Origin of the sequence: Anaeromyxobacter sp. Red801, assembly GCF_049201065.2 — a bacterium.
Taxonomy (GTDB): Bacteria; Myxococcota; Myxococcia; order Myxococcales; family Anaeromyxobacteraceae; genus Anaeromyxobacter.
This window is the reverse complement of sequence record NZ_CM181236.1, coordinates 4,996,752-5,016,944: the sequence shown is the minus strand read 5'-3', so window position 1 is coordinate 5,016,944 and position 20,193 is coordinate 4,996,752. Positions and strand designations below refer to the sequence as shown.

The window sequence follows — 20,193 nt, the reverse complement described above, 5'->3', positions numbered from 1 at the left end:
AAGGACGGGGACGGCCGTCCCGCCGCCCGGTGTCACGTCCCCGGCGCGAGGGGCGGCGCTTCACGGTGCGTCCGTCCGACATCGCCGCCAGCCCTCGCGCGGCGCTGCGCGTGCCGGGGTCAGGGGACGTCAAGCCCCGCCGACGGGCGCTGCCCGCCGCGCGCACGCTCGCTAGATTGGCGATCGGAGGCGCGACCATGCGGGTGGCGCGGTGGGTCCGGCAGGCGGCGCGGGTGGTCGAGGAGCTGGCGGCGGCGTACGACGGGAGCGTCCGGCGGCGCCCGGTGGAGCGGCGGACCGACTTCTCCCGCTGCGAGCACCCGGTGCTGCTGCTCCACGGGTTCTTCAGCTCGCGGCGCACCTGCGCCGTGCTCGAGCGCCGGCTGCGCCGCGACGGGATGGGCGTGTTCACGCTCGACCTCGGCGGCCTCGGCGGCACGCTCAACACCCGCGGCATCGACGACCTCGCCGACCTGGTGCGCGCCAAGATCGAGCGGCTGTACGCGCGCCACCCGGCGCTCGGCCCCCTCACCATCGTCGGCCACTCCAAGGGCGGCCTCATCGCCGCGTACTACGTGAAGAAGCTGGGCGGCTGGCGCCGCACGCGCGCGGTGGTGACGCTCGGGACGCCGCACCACGGCACGCCCGTCGCGCTGCTCGGCCTGCCCGTCGGCTTCCTGGCGCGCTCGCTCTGGCAGCTCTTCCCCGGCAGCGCCTTCCTGCGCCGGCTCCACGACGGCCCGTGGCCGGGACAGGTGCGGCTCGTGTCGATCTGGTCGCGCGAGGACGGCGCGTCGCCGTACCCGTCGGCGGTGCTCGAGACGCACGGGCTGCCGCACCTCGCGAACGTCGAGGTGCAGGCGCACCACGCCGCGTTCCTCACCAGCAAGCGCGTCTACCAGGTGCTGCTGCACGAGCTCCTCGCCGCCGCGGAGGCGGCGCCCGCCCGGCGCGGGCCGCTGACCGCCATGGAGGGCGGGCGCGTCGCGCCGGCGCCCGCCAAGGCCGCCGGGCCGGCCCAGGCGCGGTCCGGCGCGGCGGGCACCGACGCCGCCTGACCGGCGGGGTCGCCGCGAGGTCCCGGTCCGGCTATCCTGCCGCCGTGCGCGATCGGCGCTGGGACTTCCTGTACGACCGGCAGAAGCAGCCGGTGAAGGCGTACCTCCTCGAGCGGTTCGCCGAGGAGCTGGCGCGCGAGCTCACGGCGTGGCCGCCGCCGGAGCTCCAGTGGGAGAGCGAGGCGGAGCGCGCGCGCTGGGGCCACGGCGCGGCGGAGCGGCCCCGCGACGACGTCGTGCGCCTCGCGCTCGAGCTGGCGCGGCTCGACCTCGTCCGCGAGTACGAGGAGGTCGAGCGCCGGCGCGAGCGGGAGGCGCACCGGCTGCAGACGCCGGCCGAGCACGCGGCGCTCCACCTGCTCGTGCGCCTGATCACCGAGGCGTGCCTGGAGCTGAAGGAGCGCGCCGAGGGCGCGCACCTCACCCGCGCCGACCTCTCCGGTGTGCCGGACCTGATCGAGCGAAGGCTCTTCCGCGTGACGCTCTAGCGGCCGGGCAGCACCGCAGCGCGGTCTCTCAGCGGATGATGAGCCCGTCGAACCACGAGCGACGGATCAGCGGATTCCGCTCGTGGTGAGCCTGTCGAACCACGAGCGTTGGCTCAGTGGAGCTCCGCTCGTGGTGAGCTTGTCGAACCACGAGCGTGGGCTCAGCGGCGCCGCGCCCTGGGCGCCAGCGCGCCGTGCGGCCGCTCGCCCGGCCGGCGGAAGCTCGGCGGGTTCACCACCCAGAGGACGAAGACGAACAGCGCCACCAGGGCCGCCGCCACGAAGACCGCGAACACCCACGGGAGGATCCCGTCCGCGGCAGGGTGCGGCTGGTAGACCGGCCCCTGCGCCGCGGCGGCGAACGCCAGCACGAGCGCGGTGAGCGCGAGCACGTGGCCCGCGGTGCGAGCGAGCGGGTTCACGGCCCCGGCCCCCTCGCCCCCGGCGTCCGCCGCGGCCGGGAGAAGAACATCCGAAACAGCGCCACGACGACGATCGCCGCCACCAGCATCCAAAGCCACCCGTACCCGCTGCGCGGCGCGGGCGCGGCGTCCCCGCCCGCCTGCGCCAGCGCGGCGAGCGGCAGGAGCGCGGTCGTGAGGCCGGTGAAGATGCGAGCGAGCGGCATGGATCCCCCGAGCGCCTCCCGACGAGGCGCACCAGGAAGATGCGGACCGCGCGTGGCCGGGGGAAGCGGCGCGGGGAGCGCGGTGCGGCGTCGGCCGTGCCGATCGGACGCCCGCTCGCTTCGCGTTCAGGGTCGTGCGCGCAGGCCGCGCCCGGCTCGCCGGAACCTACCGGCGCCACCACCGGAACGCGGTGCCGTCGAAGTAGACGTGGAAGGCGTCGCAGTCGCCGGCAGAGAGGGCGATCCCCTTGCCACCGCGGTCGGCGGCGCTCCGGAGGTACGCGGCGGTCTTGCGCACGGCCTCGCAGGACGCGTCCGACGCGCCATCGCAGCCGAGCGCGGCCAGGTCGATTCCGGGCTCCTCGAGCGCGATCGTCGCCTCGCCGGGCGCGCCGCACAGCCCCGAGGCGCGGGCCGGATCGTGGGCGAACTCCAGGACCCACGCGCGGGCGTCCTTCCCTCCGGCGCCATCCACGATGCCCACGCTGGACGCGTTCCCCGAGGAGCCCACGAACACGTGATCGGCGCGCCCGTCGAAGGTGACGTCGGCGACGAGCGGGGGCGTCCGCCACTGTACGGTGGGTGATTGCGCTCGGATCGCCCTCTCCGATTCGCCTCCACGTGTCGCAGGCGCTTCGGCCAGCGCCGGCGCGCCGATCATCAGTACGGCTCCGAGGCCAAGGGCAGTCGCGAGGTGGCGTGTGTGCCTGATCATCTAGGTGGTGCCTCCATGAAGCGGCCGCTCCTCACGCCCCGGGCCGAGGAGGCGGATCGAGCAACCTCAGCCGCTCCGAGTTCATGACGTAGCCCTTCCCGGAGTCCGTCGAGACGCGAAAGCAGCGGAAATCCTTCCCGTACGCCTCGCCGCGAATCTGGAGCGCCGTTCCGGGCGGCAGCTCGGCGACGACCCCGCGCACCTCGGGCCCGCTGATGCGAGGGTCGTTCGGGCCACTGCTCAGGGATTCGAGGCAGTCGGTCTCCGTCGCGTAGAGATACACGGGCTCATCGACGACCACGGCGCGCCGCCGATCGCATCCCAGCGCGAAGGCCACGCAGGCGATGACGGGCCATGTCCAGCGCCTGGTCACGGGGCGCGCTCCGCGGGCGGGGCCGGATCGCTCACGTCGCGCTTCAGCTCCATCGACGGAACCTTGGCCAGGAGCGCCTCGTACTCGGCAGGCCCGAGGTCGAGGAACGCGTCCTGCTCGTGCGCGATGGTCCCGAGGATGGTGGTCCCGTCGTCCCGCCGGAAGCAGAGGTCCCCGGGGAGCGCGGGCTGGACCCAGTCGAAGAGGCTCTCGGCGGCGCTCGAGAGCACGTCGACGACGGCGTCACCGACCGGAACGCGCCAGAGCGTCGCCTGCGAGTCGGTCAGCTTCGTCCCCGGCCACTCCGATGCCCGTTCCGACCGGGCGCCCAGCCGCTCCAGCTCCGCCAGGATCCGCTGACCACGCTCGTCGAGACCCAGCCCGTCCCGCACGACGAGCAGCGCCTCGCCGGAGAAGGTGGCCAGCACCCGGAGCAGCGCACGATAGGCGGCCCCTCGCGCCTCGCCGCGTGCCGAGCAGGTGAACCGCCTGTCGGTCGTGCCCGGGAAGTACACGTCGATGCGCTCTCCCAGCGCGGCCAGCCTCGCGAGCGTCGTCGAGTCGACCGAGAACCCCCCGTAGCGGCCCTCCGGCTCCCACCAGATCGACAGCGTCGCCACGGCCGAGAACCGCGCCACGGCTTCACGCCACCGCCCCTCTCGTCCCGACACGAGACCCAGGAGCTCCCGCGCGGCCGTGCCGACGTCGTCGCCCTCGACCTCGAGCCCCCACGAACCGCGGATCCGCGGCACCGGGAATCGGCGACCGGCCGGCAAGTCGCCCTTGCGAAAGGATCGAGTGGGCGGGAGCCCCACGATCGCGGTCACGACGTCCGGCTCGAGGTTCTCCGAGGACATTCCCAGCGACACGTTCGTCCGATCGTGCATCTCGTCACTCCAGCCGCCGAAGCGTCGCGGGATCGTTCCAGTAGAGGCCGGCGTACGCGTCGCGGCTGAAGCCTGCTCATGAAGGGCGGCCTCGGCGCCGGCGATCTCCTGCCTCATGCCCATTGATGGAAGGGCCGTTGCGGTCGAACGTGACCCATACCCGAGGTGCGCGTCAAGCGGGTCCCGTCTCACCGCGCCGGAGCTGCCGTCACTCCCGCCCCTCCAGCGTCCCCAGCAGCGCGGACAGGTGCGCATCCAGTGCGGCCAGCGCGGCAGGCGGGAGCGCGGACAGGAGCCGGCGCTCGTTCTCGACGTGCGCCTCGACGGCGCGGTCGATCAGCGCGAGGCCCTTGCGCGTCAGCTGCACGAGCGTGCTGCGCGCGTCCTGCTCGTTGGGGACGCGCTGGACGAGCCCGCTGCCCTCCAGGCGCTTGAGGCGATGGGTCATCGTCCCCGACGTCACCATCAGCGCCGAGAAGAGCTCGGTCGGGCTCAGCCGGTAGGGCGCCCCGGCCCGCCGCAGCGTGGCGAGCATGTCGAACTCCCAGAGGCTCAGGCCGAACCGGGAGAAGCCTGCCTCCAGCCGCTGCTCCAGCAGGGCCGCGCAGCGCTTGATGCGCCCGATGGGGCCCATCGGGCTCGCGTCGAGGTCCGGGCGCTCCCGGGCCCACTGCTCGAGCACGCGGTCCACGGCGTCTCGCGGGGCGCCGGGCGTCGATTGTCTTGACTTCAAGCTACCTCCCCGGCAGATGTCTCGACTTCAAGCTACCGCACATGCCGACCTCCCTTCCATCGCCGTCCCGCTGGCGCGACGTCCTGATCACCGCCCTCGCCCCTGCCATCTGGGGCTCCACCTACATCGTCACGACGGAGCTCCTGCCACCCCACCGGCCGTTCACGGCCGCGCTCATCCGCTCGCTGCCGGCGGGCGCGTTGCTGGTGCTCATGGCGCGACGGATGCCCGCCGGACGGGACTGGCCGCGCCTGCTGGTGCTGGGCGCGCTCAACATCGGCGTGTTCCAGGCCCTGCTGTTCGTGGCGGCGTACCGCCTGCCGGGCGGGCTCGCGGCGGTGCTCGGCGCCGTCCAGCCGCTGCTGATCATGGCGCTCGCCTGGGCGGTGGACGGCAGGGCGCCGGCGCGGGCGACGCTGACATCGGCGGTCGCCGGCGTCGGCGGCATGGCCGTCTTGCTGGTGTCGCCGAGGACGGTGTTCGAGCCCGTGGGCATCGCGGCCGCGCTCGGCGGCGCGGCCTGCATGGCGACGGGGGTGTGGCTCACGCGGCGCTGGCGCCTGGACCTGCCGGTCCTCGCGCTCACGGGCTGGCAGCTCGTCGTCGGCGGGCTGATGCTCGTCCCGCTGGCCTGGGTGGCCGACGCGCCGCTGCCCCCGCTCTCGCGGTCGCAGGTCCTGGCCTACGCCTACCTGAGCCTGGCCGGAGCCCTGCTGTCCTACGCGCTCTGGTTCCGCGGCGTCGCGCGGCTGCCCACGGTGGCCGTCTCGTCGCTCGGGCTGCTGAGCCCGCTCACCGCCGTCGTGCTCGGCTGGGCGCTGCTGTCCCAGGCGATGTCGGGCAGCGCGCTCGCGGGCATGGCGATCGTGCTGGCCAGCGTCTTCGGAGTCCAGTGGACCTCGACCCGGATCCCGTAGCGAGCGCCACGTCCCGGGGCGCGCTCGCGCCCGCTACTTCGACGCCTTCGGCACCTTCTCCCAGTCGGCCAGGAACTTCTTCAGGCCGGCGTCGGTGAGCGGGTGCTTCGCGAGCTGCTCGATCACCGAGTACGGGATGGTCGCCACGTCGGCGCCGAGCTTGGCGGCCTCGAGGACGTGCACCGGGTGGCGGACGCTCGCGACCAGCACCTGGGTCTTGAACCCGTAGTTCCGGTAGATCTGGACGATGTCGCCCACCATCGCCATGCCGTCCTGCGAGATGTCGTCGAGGCGGCCGACGAACGGCGAGATGTACGTGGCGCCCGCCTTGGCGGCGAGGAGCGCCTGCACCGGCGAGAAGCACAGGGTGACGTTCACCTTGGTGCCCTCGTCGGTGAGCGTCTTCACCGCGCGCAGGCCCTCGACGATGAGCGGGACCTTGATGACCACCTGCTCGCCGAACTTGGCGTAGTGGCGCCCCTCGCGCAGCATCCCCTCGTAGTCGGTGGCGGTGACCTCGGCCGAGATCGGGCCGGGGACGAGCTGGACGATCTCCTTCAGCACGTCCTCGAAGCCGCGGCCGGTCTTGGCGACGAGCGAGGGGTTGGTGGTCACGCCGTCGCACAGGCCGAGGGCCAGGGCCTTCTTGATCTCGCCGACGTCCGCAGTATCGATGAAGAATTTCATGGTCTTCCTCCAGGGGGCCGGCGTCACATAGCGCACCCGCGCGCCCTGCCGCAAGCGCCGCGGAAGTGCTATATCGGCGGCCGACCATGGCCTCCAGCCGCAGCAGCAGCCGGGCCCGGGTGGTGAAGCTCCCCGCACGCCGTCCGCGGGCGAGCGCTTCCCCGCGCCCCCGCACCCAGGATCTCGTCGCCTACGGCCGCACCGTCGTGGGCGCCGAGGCGCGCGCCATCGGCGCGGTGCCCCTCGACGACGCCTTCGCCACCGCGGTCCGCTGGATCCTGGCCTGCAAGGGCCGGGTGGTGGTGACCGGGATGGGCAAGCCGGGCTTCGTGGCCCAGAAGATCTCGGCCACGCTGGCCTCCACCGGCACCCCTTCGCTCTACGTCCACCCGGCCGAGGCCGCGCACGGCGACCTGGGCCGGATCGCGCGCGAGGACCTGGTCTTCGCGCTCTCGAACTCGGGCGAGACCGAGGAGATCCTCCGGCTGCTCCCGTCGCTGAAGAAGATCGGCGCGAAGATCGTCGCCATCACCGCCGACCGGTCCAACCGGCTGGCGCGGGCGGCGGACCTGGTGATCGCCATCGGGAACGTCGAGGAGGCCTGCCCCATGGGGCTCGCCCCGACCGCCTCCACCGCGGTGCTGCTGGCGGTGGGCGACGCGCTCTCGATGACGGTGCTCGCGAACCGGCCCTTCGACCGCGAGGAGTACGCGCTGTTCCACCCGGGCGGCAAGCTCGGGCGCGGCCTGATGAAGGTCCACGAGTTGATGCGCGGCGAGACCTCGAACCCGGTGGTCCGCGAGGACGCGCCGCTCGCCGCCGCGGTGGCGGTCATGACCGAGACGCCCGGCCGCCCCGGCGCGACCTCGGTGGTCGCCGCCGACGGCACGCTGGTGGGCATCTTCACCGATGGTGACCTGCGCCGGCTGGTGGAGCGCGGCGAGACCGACTTCGCCCGCCCGGTCAGCTCGGCCATGTGCCGCGGGCCGAAGACGGTGCGGCCGGACGCGCTGGTGGTGGACGCGGCGCGGGTGCTGCGCCAGGCGCGCATCGACCAGGTGCCGGTGGTGGACGCCGACGGGCGCCCGGTGGGCCTGCTCGACGTGCAGGACCTCCTCGCCGCCAAGATCCTCTGAGGCCGCCGTGGCCCGCGCCCCCCGCCCGCGCGCCGTCCCGCCCCGCCCCGCGCCCCGCGCGCGGACCGCGCCCCGGGAGCGCGCCCTGGTCACGGCGGTGGTGGAGACGTGTCACCGGCTCGCCGCGCTCGACCTCATCGGCGCGGGCGAGGGCAACGTCTCGGTGCGGCTCGGGCCGGACGCGTTCCTGGTCACCGCCTCGGGCGTGAACAAGGGGCTGCTCCGGCCCGGGCACGTGCTGCGCATCGACGGCGCCGGCACGGTGACCCGCGGCGCGGGCCGCCCCTCCACCGAGCTGCGCATGCACCTCGCCGCCTACGCGGCGCGCCCGGACGTGGAGGCGATCGTCCACGCCCACCCCATCACCGCGGTGGCGCTCACCGTCGCCGGCGTGCCGCCGCCGAACGACCTCGTGCCCGAGGCCGCGGTGACGCTGGGCGAGATCGCGCTCGCGCCGTTCGCGACGCCGGGGACGGGCGAGGTGCCCGCCTCGCTCGCGCCCTACCTGGCGCGGCACGACGTGCTGCTGCTCGAGCGCCACGGCGCGCTCGCGCTGGGCCGGGCGCTCCCCGAGGCGCTCGACCGGATGGAGACGCTGGAGCGGGTGGCGCGGATCGCGCTCGCCGCGCGCCTCGCGGGGCGCTGCACCCCGCTGCCGGCGGACGCGGTGGACCGGGTGCTCGTCGCGGCCGGCAGGCCGGCGCGGAGGCGCTAGCCGCGATTCACAGCGGGTACAGGCCGGCCACCACCAGCGGCGCGCCCGGCGCGCGCGCCAGCAGCGCGGCCACGGTGCGGCCCAGCCCAGGGACCACCAGGTCCGGCGCCAGCTCGGCGAACGGCTCGAGCACGAAGCGGCGCGCCGCGATCCCGGGGTGCGGGACGGTGAGCGCCGGCGTCCGCACCACGCGATCCCCCTGGACGAGCAGGTCGAGGTCGAGCGTGCGCGGCCCCCAGCGCAGGCCGCGGCGGCGGCCGGCCGCGCGCTCCGCAGACGCGAGGACCGCGTGCAGCGCCTCCGGCGTGAGCCCGGCCTCCAGCTCCAGGACGGCGTTCAGGTACCGGGGCTGCGGCGGGCCCATGGGCGGCGTGTCGAACACGTGCGAGGCCCGCAGCACCGCGAGGCGGGGCGAGGCGCGCAGCACGCGGGCGGCGAGGGCCAGGTTCGCCCAGCGATCGCCGAGGTTGCTGCCGACGCCCACGTACGCGCGCACGATGCGCCCTTCCCCCCGGCCGCGCCGCTCAGGTCACCGGGTTCCGCAGCACGCCGATGCCCGGCACCTCCACCTCCACCCAGTCGCCCCGCCGGATGGGCCCGACGCCCTCGGGCGTGCCGGTGGCGACGACGTCGCCGGGGAGCAGCGTCATCACGCCGGAGATGAACGCCACCAGCGCGAACACGTCGAACGCCATGTCGCGGGTGTAGCCGCGCTGCCGCTCGGTGCCGTTCACCCGGCACGCCACCGACGCGTCGAGCGGGTCGAACGCGTCTCCACCACCGGGCCGATCGGGCAGAAGGTGTCGAAGCCCTTGGCGCGCGTGAACTGCTTCTCCTCGCGCTGGATGTCGCGGGCGGTGACGTCGTTCAGGCAGGTGTAGCCGAAGACCGCGCCTCGCGCCTCGGCGGGGCTGGCGCCGGTGAGCGTCCGGCCCATCACCACGCCGAGCTCGCCCTCGTGGTGGACCTCGCGCGACTGCTCCGGGCAGCGGATGGCGTCCTGCGGCCCGATCACCGAGGTGGAGGGCTTGAGGAAGATGAGCGGGGTGGTGGGCACCTCGTTGCCGAGCTCGCGGGCGTGCGCCACGTAGTTGCGACCGACGCACACGATCTTCGACGGCTCCACCGGCGCGAGCAGCGTCGCCTCGGCGAGCGGCACCGCCGGCCCCTCCGGCAGCCCGCCGGCCCAGGGCGCGGCGGTGAGCGGGCGCAGGACCTCGCCCTCCACCAGCGCGTAGCGGTCCACGCCGGCGCGGCGGAACCGGCAGACCCTCACTTCGCGCCCCGCAGGCCGAGCACGTCGGCCATGTCGTAGACGCCCGGCGCCTTGCCGGGCAGCCAGGCCGCGGCGCGCGCCGCGCCCCGGGCGAACTGCTCGCGGCTGGTGGCGCGGTGGGTGATCTCCACCCGCTCGCCCTCGCCGCAGAAGAACACGGTGTGCTCGCCCACCACGTCGCCGCCGCGGAGCGTCTGGATCCCGATCTGCCAGGGCGGGCGCTCGCCCAGGATGCCGTGGCGGCTGTACGCGAGCGCGTCGGCGGGCGCGCGCCCGAGCGCCTGGGCCGCCACCTCGCCCAGCGCCACCGCGGTGCCGGAGGGCGCGTCGCGCTTGTGCTTGTGGTGGATCTCGACGATCTCGACGTCGTAGGCGTCGCCGAGGACCCGGGCGGCCTGGCGCACCAGCTCGAACACCACGTTCACGCCCACGCTCATGTTGGGCGAGAGCACCACCGGCACCTTGCGCGCCGCCTCGGCCACCTTCGCCTTCGCGTCGGGCGTGAAGCCGGTCGAGCCGATGACGAGCGCCACGCCGGCCGCGGCGCACGCCTGCGCGTGGCGCACCGAGGCCTCGTGGCTGGTGAAGTCGATCACCACGTCGGCGCCGGGCAGCGCCTTCGCGAGGTCGTCCACCACCGCGACGCCCAGCGGCTCGCCGCCCGCGAGCGTCCCCGCGTCCTTGCCGATCGCCGGGCTCCCGGCGCGCTCCACCGCGCCCGACACCGCCAGGCCGGGCGTCGCCCGCACCAGCCGGACGATCTGCGTGCCCATCCGCCCCGCGGCCCCGGTCACCACCACCTTGGTCATGTCGGTCACCCTTGGCTCAGGCGAGCTTCAGCCCGAAGCGCACCATCGCGTCGCGCACCTTGGCGAGGCTCGCCTCCGACACCGGCGCGAGCGGCAGGCGCAGCTCGCCGCCCGCCCGGCCGAGCAGCGCCACCGCGGCCTTCACCGGGCCGGGGTTGGTCTCGACGAACATCATCCGGTTCAGCTCGGCCATGGCCGCCTGCTTCGCGAGCGCGCCGGCGAGGTCGCCCGAGCGCGCCGCCACCACCAGCTCCTTCATCGCGCGCGGCGCGATGTTCGCGATCACCGAGATGACGCCGTGGCCGCCGCAGGCGATGTAGGGGAGCACGGTGAAGTCGTCGCCGGAGAGGTAGGCGATCGCGTCCTTGCCGACCTTCTCCACGAGCTGGACCTGCCGGTCCATGTTCGCCGTCGCCTCCTTGATGCCGGCGATGGCGCCCGCCTTCGCGAGCCGCGCCACGGTCTCGGGGAGCAGGTCCACCGAGGTGCGCGACGGGACGTTGTAGGCGACCACCGGGAAGCGCGTCGCCTCCCAGATCGCCTGGTAGTGCCGGAACAGCCCCTCCTGCGTGGGCTTGTTGTAGTAGGGGGTCACCACCAGCGCGGCGTCCGCGCCGAGCGACCTCGCCAGCTTCACCGACTCGATCGCCTCGTGCGTCGCGTTGGAGCCGGCGCCGGCGATGACCAGCGCCCGGCCGCGCACCGTCTCGACGACGGTCCGGATGACGTCCGCCCGCTCGGCGACCGTGAGCGTCACGCCCTCGCCGGTGGTGCCGCACGGCACGATGCCGTCCGTCCCCTCGGCGAGCTGCCACTCGGTCAGCTCGCGGAGGGCGCGCAGGTCCACCGCGCCGTCCTTCATCGGCGTGACGATGGCCACCATCGAACCTTCGAGTCGGCGCATGACGTTCTCCCGGCGGGGGGAAGGTGCTGGATCGTAGCTCATCGCCGCGGGGCGCGGAACCGCTCGGCCTCGGGCTCGGGGGTCTCCCCGCGGACGAGGTCGGCGTAGGTCTCGCGCCGGCGCGCCAGCCGGGTGCCGTCGCCGTCCACCAGGACCTCGGCCGCGCGCGGGCGGGAGTTGTAGTTGGACGACATGGCGAACCCGTAGGCGCCCGCCGAGCGGACCACCAGCAGGTCGCCCCGGACCGGCCGCGGCATGCGCCGCTTGCGCGCCAGGAAGTCGGAGGACTCGCAGACCGGGCCCACCACGTCGCAGACGATCTCGTCCGCGTCCTTGCGCGGCGCGCCGGCGGCCTCGATCTCGTGGTGCGCGTCGTAGTAGCTCGGCCGCACCAGGTCGTTCATGGCCGCGTCCACCACCACGAACACCTTGCGGCCGCTCTCCTTGACGTGGAGCACGCGGGTGACGAGCACGCCGGCGTTCCCCACCAGCACGCGCCCCGGCTCGAGCATCACCTCGCCGTCGAAGCGCGAGAGCGCCTTCTTGATGGCCCGGCCGTACTCGTCGGGGTGCGGCGGCTCCTCGTCGGCGTAGGTGATGCCGAGGCCGCCGCCCACGTCCACGTGGCCGAGCCGGATGCCCTGCTTGCCGAGGTCCTTCACCAGCGCGAGCACGCGGGCGATGGCGTCGAGGAACGGGCGCACCGACGTGATCTGCGAGCCGATGTGGCAGGCGACGCCGCGGAGCTCGAGCGCCGGGTCCTGCGCGGCGAGCGCGTAGAGCCGGCGCGCCTCCTCCACCGACACGCCGAACTTGTTCTCGCTCAGGCCGGTGGAGATGTACGGGTGCGTCTTCGGGTCCACGTCCGGGTTCACCCGGAGCGCGACCGGCGCGCGGACGCCCATGCGCCGCGCCACGATGGAGACCCGCGCCAGCTCCGGCGCGCTCTCCACGTTCAGCACCTTCACCCCGGACTCGAGCGCGAACGCGATCTCGTCGTCGCGCTTGCCCACCCCGCTGAACACCACCTTGCCCGGGTGGCCGCCGGCCTTGAGCACGCGGTACAGCTCGCCGCCGGAGACGATGTCGAACCCCGAGCCGAGGCGCGCGAACAGCGACAGCACCGCCAGGTTGGAGTTCGCCTTCACCGCGTAGCAGACCAGGTGGTCGAGCCCGGCGAGCGAGCGGTGCAGCACCTTCCAGTGCCGGGTGAGCGTGGCGGTCGAGTAGACGTAGAGCGGCGTCCCGTAGGCCTCGGCCAGCTGCTCCACCGGGACGGCCTCGGCGTGCAGGACGCCGCGCTTGCGCTGGAAGTGGTTCATGGGGTCCCCGCCGGCGCGGCCGGTGCGGCCGGCGCCGGGGCGTCGGCCGGGGTGGAGGGCGGCGCAGAGGCGGGCTGCGAGGGCTGCGCGGCGGGCGCGGCCACCGGGTGCGCCGGGGCGGGCCGCTGGGGCGGGCGCGGCGGGCCCTTCACGCCGCAGCCGGCCAGCGCGGCCGCCGCGGCGAGCGCCACGAGCACCGGGCGGGCGCCGCTCATCGGCGCGCCTTCCCGAGCGCCTTCTCCCAGCGGCGCAGCTCGGCGCGGACCGCCCGCGGCCCGGGCGCGCCGGGGAGCTCGCGCCGCTTCAGGCTGCGGCGCGCGTCGAAGCAGCGGAGCACGTCCTTCTCGAAGCGGCGGTGGAAGCTCGCCCACTCGGCCGCGGTGAGGCGCGCCATGGGCCGCCCCTCGCGCGCGGAGAACGCCGCCGCCTTGCCCACCGCCTCGTGCGCCTCGCGGAACGGGACGCCGCGCTCGACCAGGTACTCGGCCGCGTCGGTGGCGAGCGCCTCGCCCGAGCCGAGCGCCTCCTCCATGCGCTCGGCGTGGAACGTGGCGGTCTCGACCGCGCCGGCCACCGCGTCGGCGGTGAGCACCAGCGCCTCCGGCCCGCCCAGCAGCGGCCGCTTGTCCTCCTGCAGGTCGCGGTTGTACGAGAGCGGCAGGCCCTTCAGGATCGCGAGCAGCGCCACGAGGTCGCCCAGCGCGCGCCCGGCGCGGCCGCGGGCCAGCTCGCCCACGTCCGGGTTCTTCTTCTGCGGCATGAGCGAGGAGCCGGTGGCGAACGCGTCGGCGAGCGTCGCGAAGCCGAACTCCTTCGTGGTCCAGAGGACCAGCTCCTCGCCGATGCGCGAGAGGTGCACGGCGGCGAGCGCGCACGCGAACAGGAGCTCGGCGGCGCTGTCGCGGTCGGAGACCGCGTCGAGCGAGTTGTGCGTCACGCCGGCGAGCCCGAGCCGCGCGGCCACCGCCTCGCGGTCGAGCGGCAGGGTGGTGCCGGCGAGCGCGCCGGAGCCGAGCGGCGAGATCGCGGCCCGGCGGCGCACCTCGGCGAACCGCTCGCGGTCGCGGCCGAACATCTCCACGTAGGCGAGCAGGTGGTGCGCGAGCGAGACCGGCTGCGCGCGCTGCAGGTGCGTGTAGCCGGGCAGGATGGTCCGCTCGTGCGCGCGCGCCTGGCCGAGGAACGCGCGCTGCAGCCGCTCCAGGGCGGCGTCGCAGCGATCGCAGGCGCCCACGATGAAGAGCCGCTCGTCGAGCGCCACCTGGTCGTTGCGGCTGCGGCCGGCGTGCAGGTAGCCGGCGTCCTTGCCGACCAGCTCGCCCAGGCGCCGCTCCACGTGCGTGTGCACGTCCTCGAGCGCCGGGTCGAAGCGGATCCTGCCGGCGGCGAACTCGGCCCGGACCTGGTCGAGCGCGGCCACGATGCGGCGGGCCGCCGCCTTCGGCACGATGCCCTGCGCCGCCAGCATGGACACGTGCGCCTGGCTGCCGCGGATGTCCTCCGCGTACAGCGCGCCGTCGTCCTGGATGGACACCGAAAGGGCCACGAGGCGGGGATCGGCCTCGCCGGCGAGCGCGGCCCGGGACACGGGTTTCGCCTTCGAATTCGCTCTCATGCGGGGCCGGAGACGCTATCACACCCGGCCGCCGCCCAGGAACCTCCGCGCAGCGCGCGGGCTCTCACCTCCCGAGCGCCGGATCCCGGCGCGACACCTTCCAGGAGAGAGGCGTCAGATGGCCAGCGAGACCTTCGTCACGTTCCCCGGCGGCAAGCGGGTGGACACCAAGATCGGCAACCACGTCATCCGCACCGACCAGCCGGTCGCGAGCGGCGGCGAGGACTCCGCCCCCTCGCCCTTCAACCTGTTCATGGCCGCCATCGGCACCTGCGCCGGCATCTACGTGCTCGGCTTCTGCCAGAAGCGCGAGCTGCCCACCGACGGCATCCGCCTCCGGCAGCGGGCGCACTTCGACCCGGAGACGGGCGTGCTCGCGCGCGTCGAGCTCGACATCGAGGTCCCGCCCGCCTTCCCGGAGAAGTACCGCGAGGCGCTGGTCCGCGTGGCGGACCAGTGCGCGGTGAAGAAGGCGATCCAGGCGCAGCCGGTGTTCGAAGTCCGGACGGTGGTGGCGGGCAACCCGTAGCGAGGGCCGCACCCCTCCCCGGCCCGCGGCTGCGCCGCCTCCCTGCTGGATGGTTCCGCTCGCCCCTCGACAGGCTCGGGGCGAGCGGGCCTTCTCCTAGAACTTCGCCGCCATGCCGAAGCTCAGGACCCAGCCGCGCGAGAGCGAGTTGCCCAGGCCGCCGAAGGGCTGGAGCACGCCGCCCTCGGCCCAGGTCATGAAGCCGTTGCCGGAGTCGAGCGTGAGGCGCCCGTCGGCCTCGATCGCGAGCGGCTTCTTGCCCTGCTTCTGGAGCACGTAGGCGCCGTCGGCGCTGGTGGTGTCCTCCGCCACCGCGCTCGGGACCGACGCGCCGGACATCGCCTGCGAGTAGACGAGCGCGGTGTCGAGCGCCAGGCCGGGCAGGATGTCCCAGCGCAGCGACGGCTTCAGGTACCAGGCGTCGGTCACCTGGCCGATGATGTGCCGCCACAGGATCAGGTCCACCCGGTAGGCCGGGTTGAAGCGGAAGTTGCGGATGGCGCGGTCGCCGGGCTGGCCGAACTGCGGGCCGTCGATGGAGCCGTACGGCGGGAGGATGGTGTTGCCGCTCGCGTCGGTCGCCTTGCGCTCGGTGTCCACGCCGAAGCCCGGGGCCGAGTCGCCGCTCGCCACGCCCAGCTCGGCGCCGAGGGTCACCTTGTTCGGGATGGCCTTGTAGCGCGCGGTCAGCGTGGCGGCCCACTGGCGCAGCAGGACGCGGCCGAGCGACGAGATCACCTGGCGGGTGGCGTCGGTCGCGTCCGGCACGTACTCGAACGCCTCGCCGATGTGGCCGTAGACGCCGACCGTCTCCAGCTCGAGGTGCCAGCGCTGGGTGACGAGGCGGGCCCAGAAGTCCGCCACGTGCGTGTACGCGTTCCGCTTCACCTTGTCCGGCTCGGTGGCCGGATCCCCGGTGTCGCCGTAGGACCCGTCGTAGCCCTGCGTGCGCCAGGTCGGGTAGGTCCAGCGCTGCGTCCGGTACAGGTAGTACAGGCCGTAGTTGAAGGAGCTGGCGTTGCGCTCGACCTTGCGGCGGATCTCGTCGTCGGTGTCGAGGCGCGCGATCTTGAGCGCGAAGGAGCGGGCGTCGTCGCCGGACTCGGCGTCGAACGGCTGGCCCAGGCCGGGCCCGAAGTGCGGATCCGGGTGGAGCACGCCCTCGGAGTCGAAGTCCAGCATGGGCACGAAGCTGAGCTTCCCGATGGGCGTGGTGACCGGCGGGAGCGCGAACTGGATGCGGTCCACCGTGTCGCCGTAGTCGTCGTCGATCTTGCTGCCGGCGCTGGTGAGGATGCCGAGCCCCCACTCCGACGGCATGCGGCCGAAGCTGAGCAGGCCGACCGGCGTCTGCACCTCGGCCCAGGCGCGCTTCGGCTGGATCGCGTCGCGATCCGCGCTCGCGTCACCCTTCGAGAGCGCGCGCGACGAGCCGTAGAACGAGGCGGTGTACGGGGAGTGGTGCGCGTCGAACAGGTCGCTGTTCGACGAGCCGAGCACGTAGTTGTCGAGGACGTCGATCTGCGCCTTCACGCGGACGCGCTCGGAGATGTTCAGCGTGGGCTCGGCGCGCAGGCGCATGTTGGCCGACGCGAGCGAGCCGCGGTTCGTGCCCTGGAGCGGCTTCGGGAAGTAGCTGTGGCCCGCGGAGTCCACGCCGCCCAGGTCGAGGTTGTCGTAGAGGTCGCCGCGGAGGCGCAGGTAGCCGTCCAGCTGCAGGAACTCGAGCTTGGGCCCCTCGGCCACGGCGCCCATGAACTCGGCGGCCGACTGCGCGCCCTGGATCTCGGCGCGGACCTCGTCGCGCAGCTCCTCCTTGGCCTTCTCGACGGCGCGCTGGATGGCGGCGCGGGTCTTCGCGTCCAGCTCGGCGTCCTTGGGCGCCTCCGCGGCGGGCTTGGCGGCCTCCGGGGCCGGGGCCGGCGCGGATCCGGTCGCCTGCGCGCGCGCCGCGCCGGGGAGGAGGAGGAGCGCCGCGAGCGCGGCCGCGAGGAGGCGGGACATGTGTGCGACCCCTTCCGAAGAGGAACGGCTGGATAAAACACGCGCCTTGGTCGGGGTCAATGGTTGCGACGAGGCCTGCGCCCGCCGGCCTCGGCCGCTCATCCCGAGCGTAGCCCGCACCGTCCGGTGCGGGCGGAGTCGAGGGAGGGCTGCGGGGTCAGTGCCCGCCGCCCTCCTTCAGCTCCACCAGCACGCCGCGGCTGCCCTTGGGGTGGACGAACGCCACCTTGGAGCCCCCCGCGCCCGGGCGCGGCACCTCGTCGAGGAGCGGCGCGCCCTGGGCCTTCAGCGCCGCCATCGCCCTGGCGATGTCGGCACCTCCAGGCAGACGTGGTGCAGCCCCTCGCCCCGCTTCTCGATGGTCCTCGCCATGGGGCTGTCGGGCCCGGCCGGCGAGACGAGCTCGATGCGCCCGGCGCCGTGGCCGAAGATGGCCACCCGGACCTTCTCGGTCGGGACCTCCTCGATCTCGGGCTCGGGCAGCCCGTAGACGTCGCGGTAGAGCTTCACCGCCGCGTCGAGGTCGGACACCAGGATGGCGACGTGATCGAGACCGGTCATGCGCGCTCCCTCGGGGAAGGTGGGGGCGCGAGTAAACCGCAGCCGGAGGCAGGCCGCAACGCGCGGAGGGCTACCTCGCGCCCTTCACGTCCACCTTCTCGACCTTGAGGGCGCCGAGCAGGCCCACCGCGTCCTCCTGCCCGCCGGTGCCGAGCGCCACGTGCGTGGCGTCCGCGACCGGCTGCCCGAAGATCGGGTCGATGGCGATCCACTCGCCGGCGCTCCGCACCTCCGCCCAGGCGTGCCAGTACAGCGCGTCCTTGCCGTCGGCGTAGCGCGCGTACACGAGCCCGTAGACCTGCCGCGCGGGGATGCCCAGCGCGCGCGCCAGCGCCACGGTGAGCACGGCGTGCTCGGTGCAGTCGCCCTTCCGCGCGGCGAGCACGTCGCTCGCCCGGTCGTTGCTCGCGCCGTAGGCCTTCTCGAGGTGCTCGTTCACCCAGCGCGCCAGCGCGAGCGAGGCCTGGTACGTGCCGCGCGCGTCCCCCGCCGCCTGCTTCGCCAGCGCCGCGATGGCGGGCGCGTCGGAGTCCACCTGCGGCGTGGCGGCGAGGTCGTCGCGGCTCGCCCCCTCCCCCGCGCGCGCGAGCGGCGTGTCCTTCGCAGGATCCGCCGCGGCCGGCGCCTTCGCGGTGATGGTGAGGAGCGTGGTGCCCTCCGGCCCGCGCTCGTACCGCTGGCGCGCGTCCGGCTTCTGGAACGCGGCCGGGAGCCCCCGCAGGCGGTAGGTGATGGTGGCCGGCACGGTGCGCGGCAGCGCCTTCGGCAGCGGCACGCGGCCGAGCGCGAACAGGTCCACCTCGTCGAGCCGCTGCGCGCGGTCGGACGGCTCGGGGCGGCCCACGATGGCGTCGCCGAGGTGCCACTCCACGATCCGGCCGTCGTCCGCCACCTTGTACTGGATGGCCACGCGGTCGCCGATCTCCGACTCCTCGACGACCGAGACCTCCTCCTGCACGCCCGCGCCGGCCACCGGCTCCCGGCGCACGAACACGTGCTGCACCTCGCGCACCCGCAGCTTGAGCAGGTCGAGCTGCTTGCCGCGGACGGCGCTGCGCCGCGCCGCGGCGAGCCGGACGCCGTCGGCCATCTCCGCGGTCTCGGCCACGCCCTCCAGCTCCTGCTCGCGCGTGCCGTCGGCCGCGGTGACGGTGAGCTTGCAGCGGTCCTTCGCGCAGGTGCCGGTGAGCGTCCGCTCGCCGCCGTCGCCGGAGAACGCCGCCTTGAAGCCCACCAGCCGGCCGCCGGCGCGCGCCTCCCAGACGCGCTCCTCGCTCTGGCGCCGCTCCACCGTGTTGCCGCCCACGTTCACGCGCAGCAGCATCTCGCTCCGCCCGACCAGCACGTCGCGCCCGTCGCGCAGCTCGCGGGCCAGCTCGACCTTGCTCCAGCCCGCCTTCTGGCCGACGAGGTACAGGCCGAACCACTCCGGCCCGGCCGGCCGCGGCACGGTGAGCACGTCGGCGAGGTCCCCGGACCCGGCGGCCAGCGCCGCCTGCGGCGGGCGCGGCGGCGCCTTCACCGGCTGGGGCCGCTGCTCGGGGCAGGCGGCGAGCGCGAGGGAGGTCGAGCAGCAGAGGGCGACGAGGGCGAGGCGCGCGGGGGTCGGGGTCGTCATGGAGGCGTTCCGAGGAACGCCGCTGTTCTACCAAAAACTCGCCTTCGGGATCGGGCCGGCCAGAATCGCCGCGATGGGCGCGATCTGGACGGTGCTCCTGGGGGCCTCCCTGGTCGCCGCGGCGGTGAACGGGCGGATGGGCGCGCTCACCGCGGCGGCGCTGGACTCGGCCGCGAAGGCGGTGACGCTCTCGCTCGGCCTGGCCGGCGCCATGGCGCTGTGGCTGGGCCTCATGAAGGTGGCGGAGGAGGCCGGGCTCGTCCGGGCGCTCGCCCGGGTGGCGCGGCCGGTGCTCGTCCGGCTGTTCCCGGAGGTGCCGCCCGACCACCCGGCCATGGGCGCGATGCTCATGAACCTCTCGGCGAACGCGCTCGGCCTCGGCAACGCCGCCACCCCGTTCGGCGTGAAGGCGATGCAGGCGCTCGAGGCGCTCAACCCGCGCAAGGGCACCGCCTCCGACGCGCAGGCGCTCCTGTGCGCGCTCAACACCGCCTCGGTGCAGCTCGTCCCCGCGAGCGTCATCGCGCTCCGCGCCTCGGCGGGCTCGCGCGCGCCGGCGGAGATCCTCGGCGCCACGCTCTGCGCGTCGGCCTGCGGGGTGGTGGTGGCGGTGCTCGCCGCGAAGGCGCTCGGCCGGCTCTTCCCGGCGCCGGCCGCGGAGCCCGGGGCGGCGCCGTGATCCGGGCGGCGCTCGACGTCGTCTCCACCTGGGCCATCCCGGTGCTGCTGGCGGGGATCCCGGCGCTGGCGCTCGCGCGCGGCGTGAAGGTCTATCCGGTCTTCGTGGAGGGCGCGAAGGAGGGCTTCGCGACCGCGGTGCGGATCATCCCGGCGCTGGTGGCCATCTTCGTGGCGCTGGGGATGCTGCGCGCCTCGGGCGCCATGGACGCGGCGGCCGCCGCGCTCGCGCCGGTCACCTCCGCGCTCGGCCTGCCCGCGAGCGTCCTGCCGCTGGTCCTGGTGCGGCCGCTCTCCGGCGGGGCGGCGCTGGGGGTCGTCGGGGACGTGCTGCGCAGCGAGGGGCCGGACGGCTACGCCGGGCGGCTCGCCTCGGTGATGGCCGGCTCCACCGAGACCACGTTCTACGTGCTGGCCGTGTACATGGGCGCGGCGGGGATCACCCGCTACCGCCAGGCGCTCCCGGCCGCGCTGCTCGCCGACCTGGCCGGCTTCGCCGCGGCGATCGTGACGGTGCGGCTGCTGCTCGGCGGCCCGTGA

Annotated in this window: 25 protein-coding genes and 1 pseudogene; 8 read left to right on the top strand and 18 right to left on the bottom strand. The window is 74.6% G+C overall.

Annotation, left to right across the window (positions count from 1 at the left end; genetic code table 11):
• The first annotated feature begins 197 nt into the window (after positions 1 to 197).
• A complete protein-coding gene (locus ACOQFB_RS23135) occupies positions 198 to 1,058 on the top strand; it encodes an esterase/lipase family protein (protein ID WP_421610887.1) in 861 nt (286 codons plus the stop codon).
• Positions 1,059 to 1,102: 44 nt separating this feature from the next.
• A complete protein-coding gene (locus tag ACOQFB_RS23130) occupies positions 1,103 to 1,546 on the top strand; it encodes a hypothetical protein (RefSeq protein ID WP_421610886.1) in 444 nt (147 codons plus the stop codon).
• Between the two features lie 161 nt (positions 1,547 to 1,707).
• On the opposite strand, the gene ACOQFB_RS23125 is transcribed toward ACOQFB_RS23130, so the two are convergent.
• The 6 genes from ACOQFB_RS23125 to ACOQFB_RS23100 form a co-directional block, all read right to left on the bottom strand.
• The gene (locus ACOQFB_RS23125; RefSeq protein ID WP_059437924.1) at positions 1,708 to 1,968 is read right to left on the bottom strand and encodes a hypothetical protein; all 261 of its coding nucleotides are present in this window, start codon (positions 1,966 to 1,968) and stop codon (positions 1,708 to 1,710) included.
• Positions 1,965 to 2,174 carry a hypothetical protein gene (locus ACOQFB_RS23120; RefSeq protein ID WP_059437925.1) on the bottom strand — a complete coding sequence of 70 codons (210 nt, stop codon included), beginning with the start codon at positions 2,172 to 2,174 and terminating at the stop codon, positions 1,965 to 1,967. Before ACOQFB_RS23120 ends, ACOQFB_RS23125 begins: the two co-directional genes overlap by 4 nt.
• Before the next feature lie 166 nt (positions 2,175 to 2,340).
• Entirely contained in the window at positions 2,341 to 2,835 is a 495-nt protein-coding gene (locus ACOQFB_RS23115; protein ID WP_059437939.1) for a hypothetical protein, read from the bottom strand.
• An 85-nt stretch (positions 2,836 to 2,920) separates the two neighbouring features.
• Positions 2,921 to 3,262, bottom strand: coding sequence for a hypothetical protein (locus ACOQFB_RS23110; RefSeq protein ID WP_421610884.1), 342 nt, complete (start codon positions 3,260 to 3,262; stop codon positions 2,921 to 2,923).
• Entirely contained in the window at positions 3,259 to 4,119 is an 861-nt protein-coding gene (locus tag ACOQFB_RS23105; RefSeq protein ID WP_494492599.1) for a DUF4279 domain-containing protein, read from the bottom strand. The genes ACOQFB_RS23110 and ACOQFB_RS23105 overlap by 4 nt, the downstream gene beginning before the upstream one ends.
• A 238-nt stretch (positions 4,120 to 4,357) precedes the next feature.
• Positions 4,358 to 4,840, bottom strand: coding sequence for a MarR family winged helix-turn-helix transcriptional regulator (locus tag ACOQFB_RS23100; RefSeq protein WP_232288302.1), 483 nt, complete (start codon positions 4,838 to 4,840; stop codon positions 4,358 to 4,360).
• An 83-nt stretch (positions 4,841 to 4,923) separates the two neighbouring features.
• Here ACOQFB_RS23100 and ACOQFB_RS23095 point away from each other — a divergent pair, with 83 nt between their 5' ends.
• Positions 4,924 to 5,799 (top strand): EamA family transporter, encoded by an 876-nt coding sequence (locus ACOQFB_RS23095; RefSeq protein ID WP_012528141.1) that lies wholly within the window; start codon positions 4,924 to 4,926, stop codon positions 5,797 to 5,799.
• A 33-nt stretch (positions 5,800 to 5,832) separates the two neighbouring features.
• Here ACOQFB_RS23095 and fsa read toward each other — a convergent pair whose 3' ends face one another.
• On the bottom strand, positions 5,833 to 6,486 hold the full coding sequence (gene fsa, locus ACOQFB_RS23090; protein WP_059437929.1) for a fructose-6-phosphate aldolase: 654 nt from the start codon (positions 6,484 to 6,486) through the stop codon (positions 5,833 to 5,835).
• An 86-nt stretch (positions 6,487 to 6,572) separates the two neighbouring features.
• Here fsa and ACOQFB_RS23085 point away from each other — a divergent pair, with 86 nt between their 5' ends.
• Together ACOQFB_RS23085 and ACOQFB_RS23080 are read left to right on the top strand one after the other, a co-directional pair.
• Positions 6,573 to 7,622 carry a KpsF/GutQ family sugar-phosphate isomerase gene (locus ACOQFB_RS23085; RefSeq protein WP_059437930.1) on the top strand — a complete coding sequence of 350 codons (1,050 nt, stop codon included), beginning with the start codon at positions 6,573 to 6,575 and terminating at the stop codon, positions 7,620 to 7,622.
• Positions 7,623 to 7,629: 7 nt separating this feature from the next.
• Entirely contained in the window at positions 7,630 to 8,337 is a 708-nt protein-coding gene (locus ACOQFB_RS23080) for a class II aldolase/adducin family protein (RefSeq protein ID WP_421610882.1), read from the top strand.
• Positions 8,338 to 8,344: 7 nt separating this feature from the next.
• Here ACOQFB_RS23080 and folK read toward each other — a convergent pair whose 3' ends face one another.
• From folK to argH, 7 genes and pseudogenes are all read right to left on the bottom strand, one after another.
• Complete coding sequence (gene folK, locus ACOQFB_RS23075; protein WP_059437932.1) at positions 8,345 to 8,833, bottom strand: 2-amino-4-hydroxy-6-hydroxymethyldihydropteridine diphosphokinase; 489 nt, start codon at positions 8,831 to 8,833, stop codon at positions 8,345 to 8,347.
• Between the two features lie 28 nt (positions 8,834 to 8,861).
• A pseudogene (locus ACOQFB_RS23070) lies at positions 8,862 to 9,613 on the bottom strand (fumarylacetoacetate hydrolase family protein).
• Entirely contained in the window at positions 9,610 to 10,422 is an 813-nt protein-coding gene (gene dapB, locus ACOQFB_RS23065; RefSeq protein WP_059437934.1) for a 4-hydroxy-tetrahydrodipicolinate reductase, read from the bottom strand. Before dapB ends, ACOQFB_RS23070 begins: the two are co-directional and overlap by 4 nt.
• A gap of 16 nt (positions 10,423 to 10,438) precedes the next feature.
• A complete protein-coding gene (gene dapA, locus ACOQFB_RS23060) occupies positions 10,439 to 11,326 on the bottom strand; it encodes a 4-hydroxy-tetrahydrodipicolinate synthase (RefSeq protein WP_059437935.1) in 888 nt (295 codons plus the stop codon).
• A 38-nt stretch (positions 11,327 to 11,364) separates the two neighbouring features.
• Positions 11,365 to 12,648, bottom strand: a complete 1,284-nt coding sequence (lysA, locus tag ACOQFB_RS23055) for a diaminopimelate decarboxylase (protein ID WP_421610881.1) — start codon at positions 12,646 to 12,648, stop codon at positions 11,365 to 11,367.
• Positions 12,645 to 12,863 (bottom strand): LPS translocon maturation chaperone LptM, encoded by a 219-nt coding sequence (gene lptM, locus ACOQFB_RS23050; protein WP_421610880.1) that lies wholly within the window; start codon positions 12,861 to 12,863, stop codon positions 12,645 to 12,647. The genes lysA and lptM overlap by 4 nt, the downstream gene beginning before the upstream one ends.
• Positions 12,860 to 14,263: an argininosuccinate lyase gene (argH, locus tag ACOQFB_RS23045; protein ID WP_421610879.1), complete on the bottom strand. Its 1,404-nt coding sequence runs from the start codon at positions 14,261 to 14,263 to the stop codon at positions 12,860 to 12,862. The genes lptM and argH overlap by 4 nt, the downstream gene beginning before the upstream one ends.
• Positions 14,264 to 14,381: 118 nt before the next feature.
• Between argH and ACOQFB_RS23040 the strand changes: the two genes are divergently transcribed.
• Positions 14,382 to 14,792, top strand: coding sequence for an OsmC family protein (locus ACOQFB_RS23040; RefSeq protein ID WP_421610878.1), 411 nt, complete (start codon positions 14,382 to 14,384; stop codon positions 14,790 to 14,792).
• A 96-nt stretch (positions 14,793 to 14,888) separates the two neighbouring features.
• Here ACOQFB_RS23040 and ACOQFB_RS23035 read toward each other — a convergent pair whose 3' ends face one another.
• From ACOQFB_RS23035 to ACOQFB_RS23020, 4 genes are all read right to left on the bottom strand, one after another.
• Positions 14,889 to 16,796: a TIGR04551 family protein gene (locus ACOQFB_RS23035; RefSeq protein ID WP_059438951.1), complete on the bottom strand. Its 1,908-nt coding sequence runs from the start codon at positions 16,794 to 16,796 to the stop codon at positions 14,889 to 14,891.
• Between the two features lie 157 nt (positions 16,797 to 16,953).
• Positions 16,954 to 17,094, bottom strand: coding sequence for a hypothetical protein (locus ACOQFB_RS23030; protein WP_494492387.1), 141 nt, complete (start codon positions 17,092 to 17,094; stop codon positions 16,954 to 16,956).
• Positions 17,082 to 17,357 carry a VOC family protein gene (locus ACOQFB_RS23025; protein WP_494492386.1) on the bottom strand — a complete coding sequence of 92 codons (276 nt, stop codon included), beginning with the start codon at positions 17,355 to 17,357 and terminating at the stop codon, positions 17,082 to 17,084. Before ACOQFB_RS23025 ends, ACOQFB_RS23030 begins: the two co-directional genes overlap by 13 nt.
• Positions 17,358 to 17,427: 70 nt before the next feature.
• Entirely contained in the window at positions 17,428 to 18,975 is a 1,548-nt protein-coding gene (locus ACOQFB_RS23020) for a transglutaminase-like domain-containing protein (RefSeq protein WP_421610876.1), read from the bottom strand.
• Between ACOQFB_RS23020 and ACOQFB_RS23015 the strand changes: the two genes are divergently transcribed.
• Together ACOQFB_RS23015 and ACOQFB_RS23010 are read left to right on the top strand one after the other, a co-directional pair.
• The gene (locus ACOQFB_RS23015; RefSeq protein WP_494492385.1) at positions 18,974 to 19,654 is read left to right on the top strand and encodes a nucleoside recognition domain-containing protein; all 681 of its coding nucleotides are present in this window, start codon (positions 18,974 to 18,976) and stop codon (positions 19,652 to 19,654) included. The genes ACOQFB_RS23020 and ACOQFB_RS23015 overlap by 2 nt on opposite strands.
• Complete coding sequence (locus tag ACOQFB_RS23010) at positions 19,651 to 20,193, top strand: spore maturation protein (RefSeq protein WP_421610875.1); 543 nt, start codon at positions 19,651 to 19,653, stop codon at positions 20,191 to 20,193. Before ACOQFB_RS23015 ends, ACOQFB_RS23010 begins: the two co-directional genes overlap by 4 nt.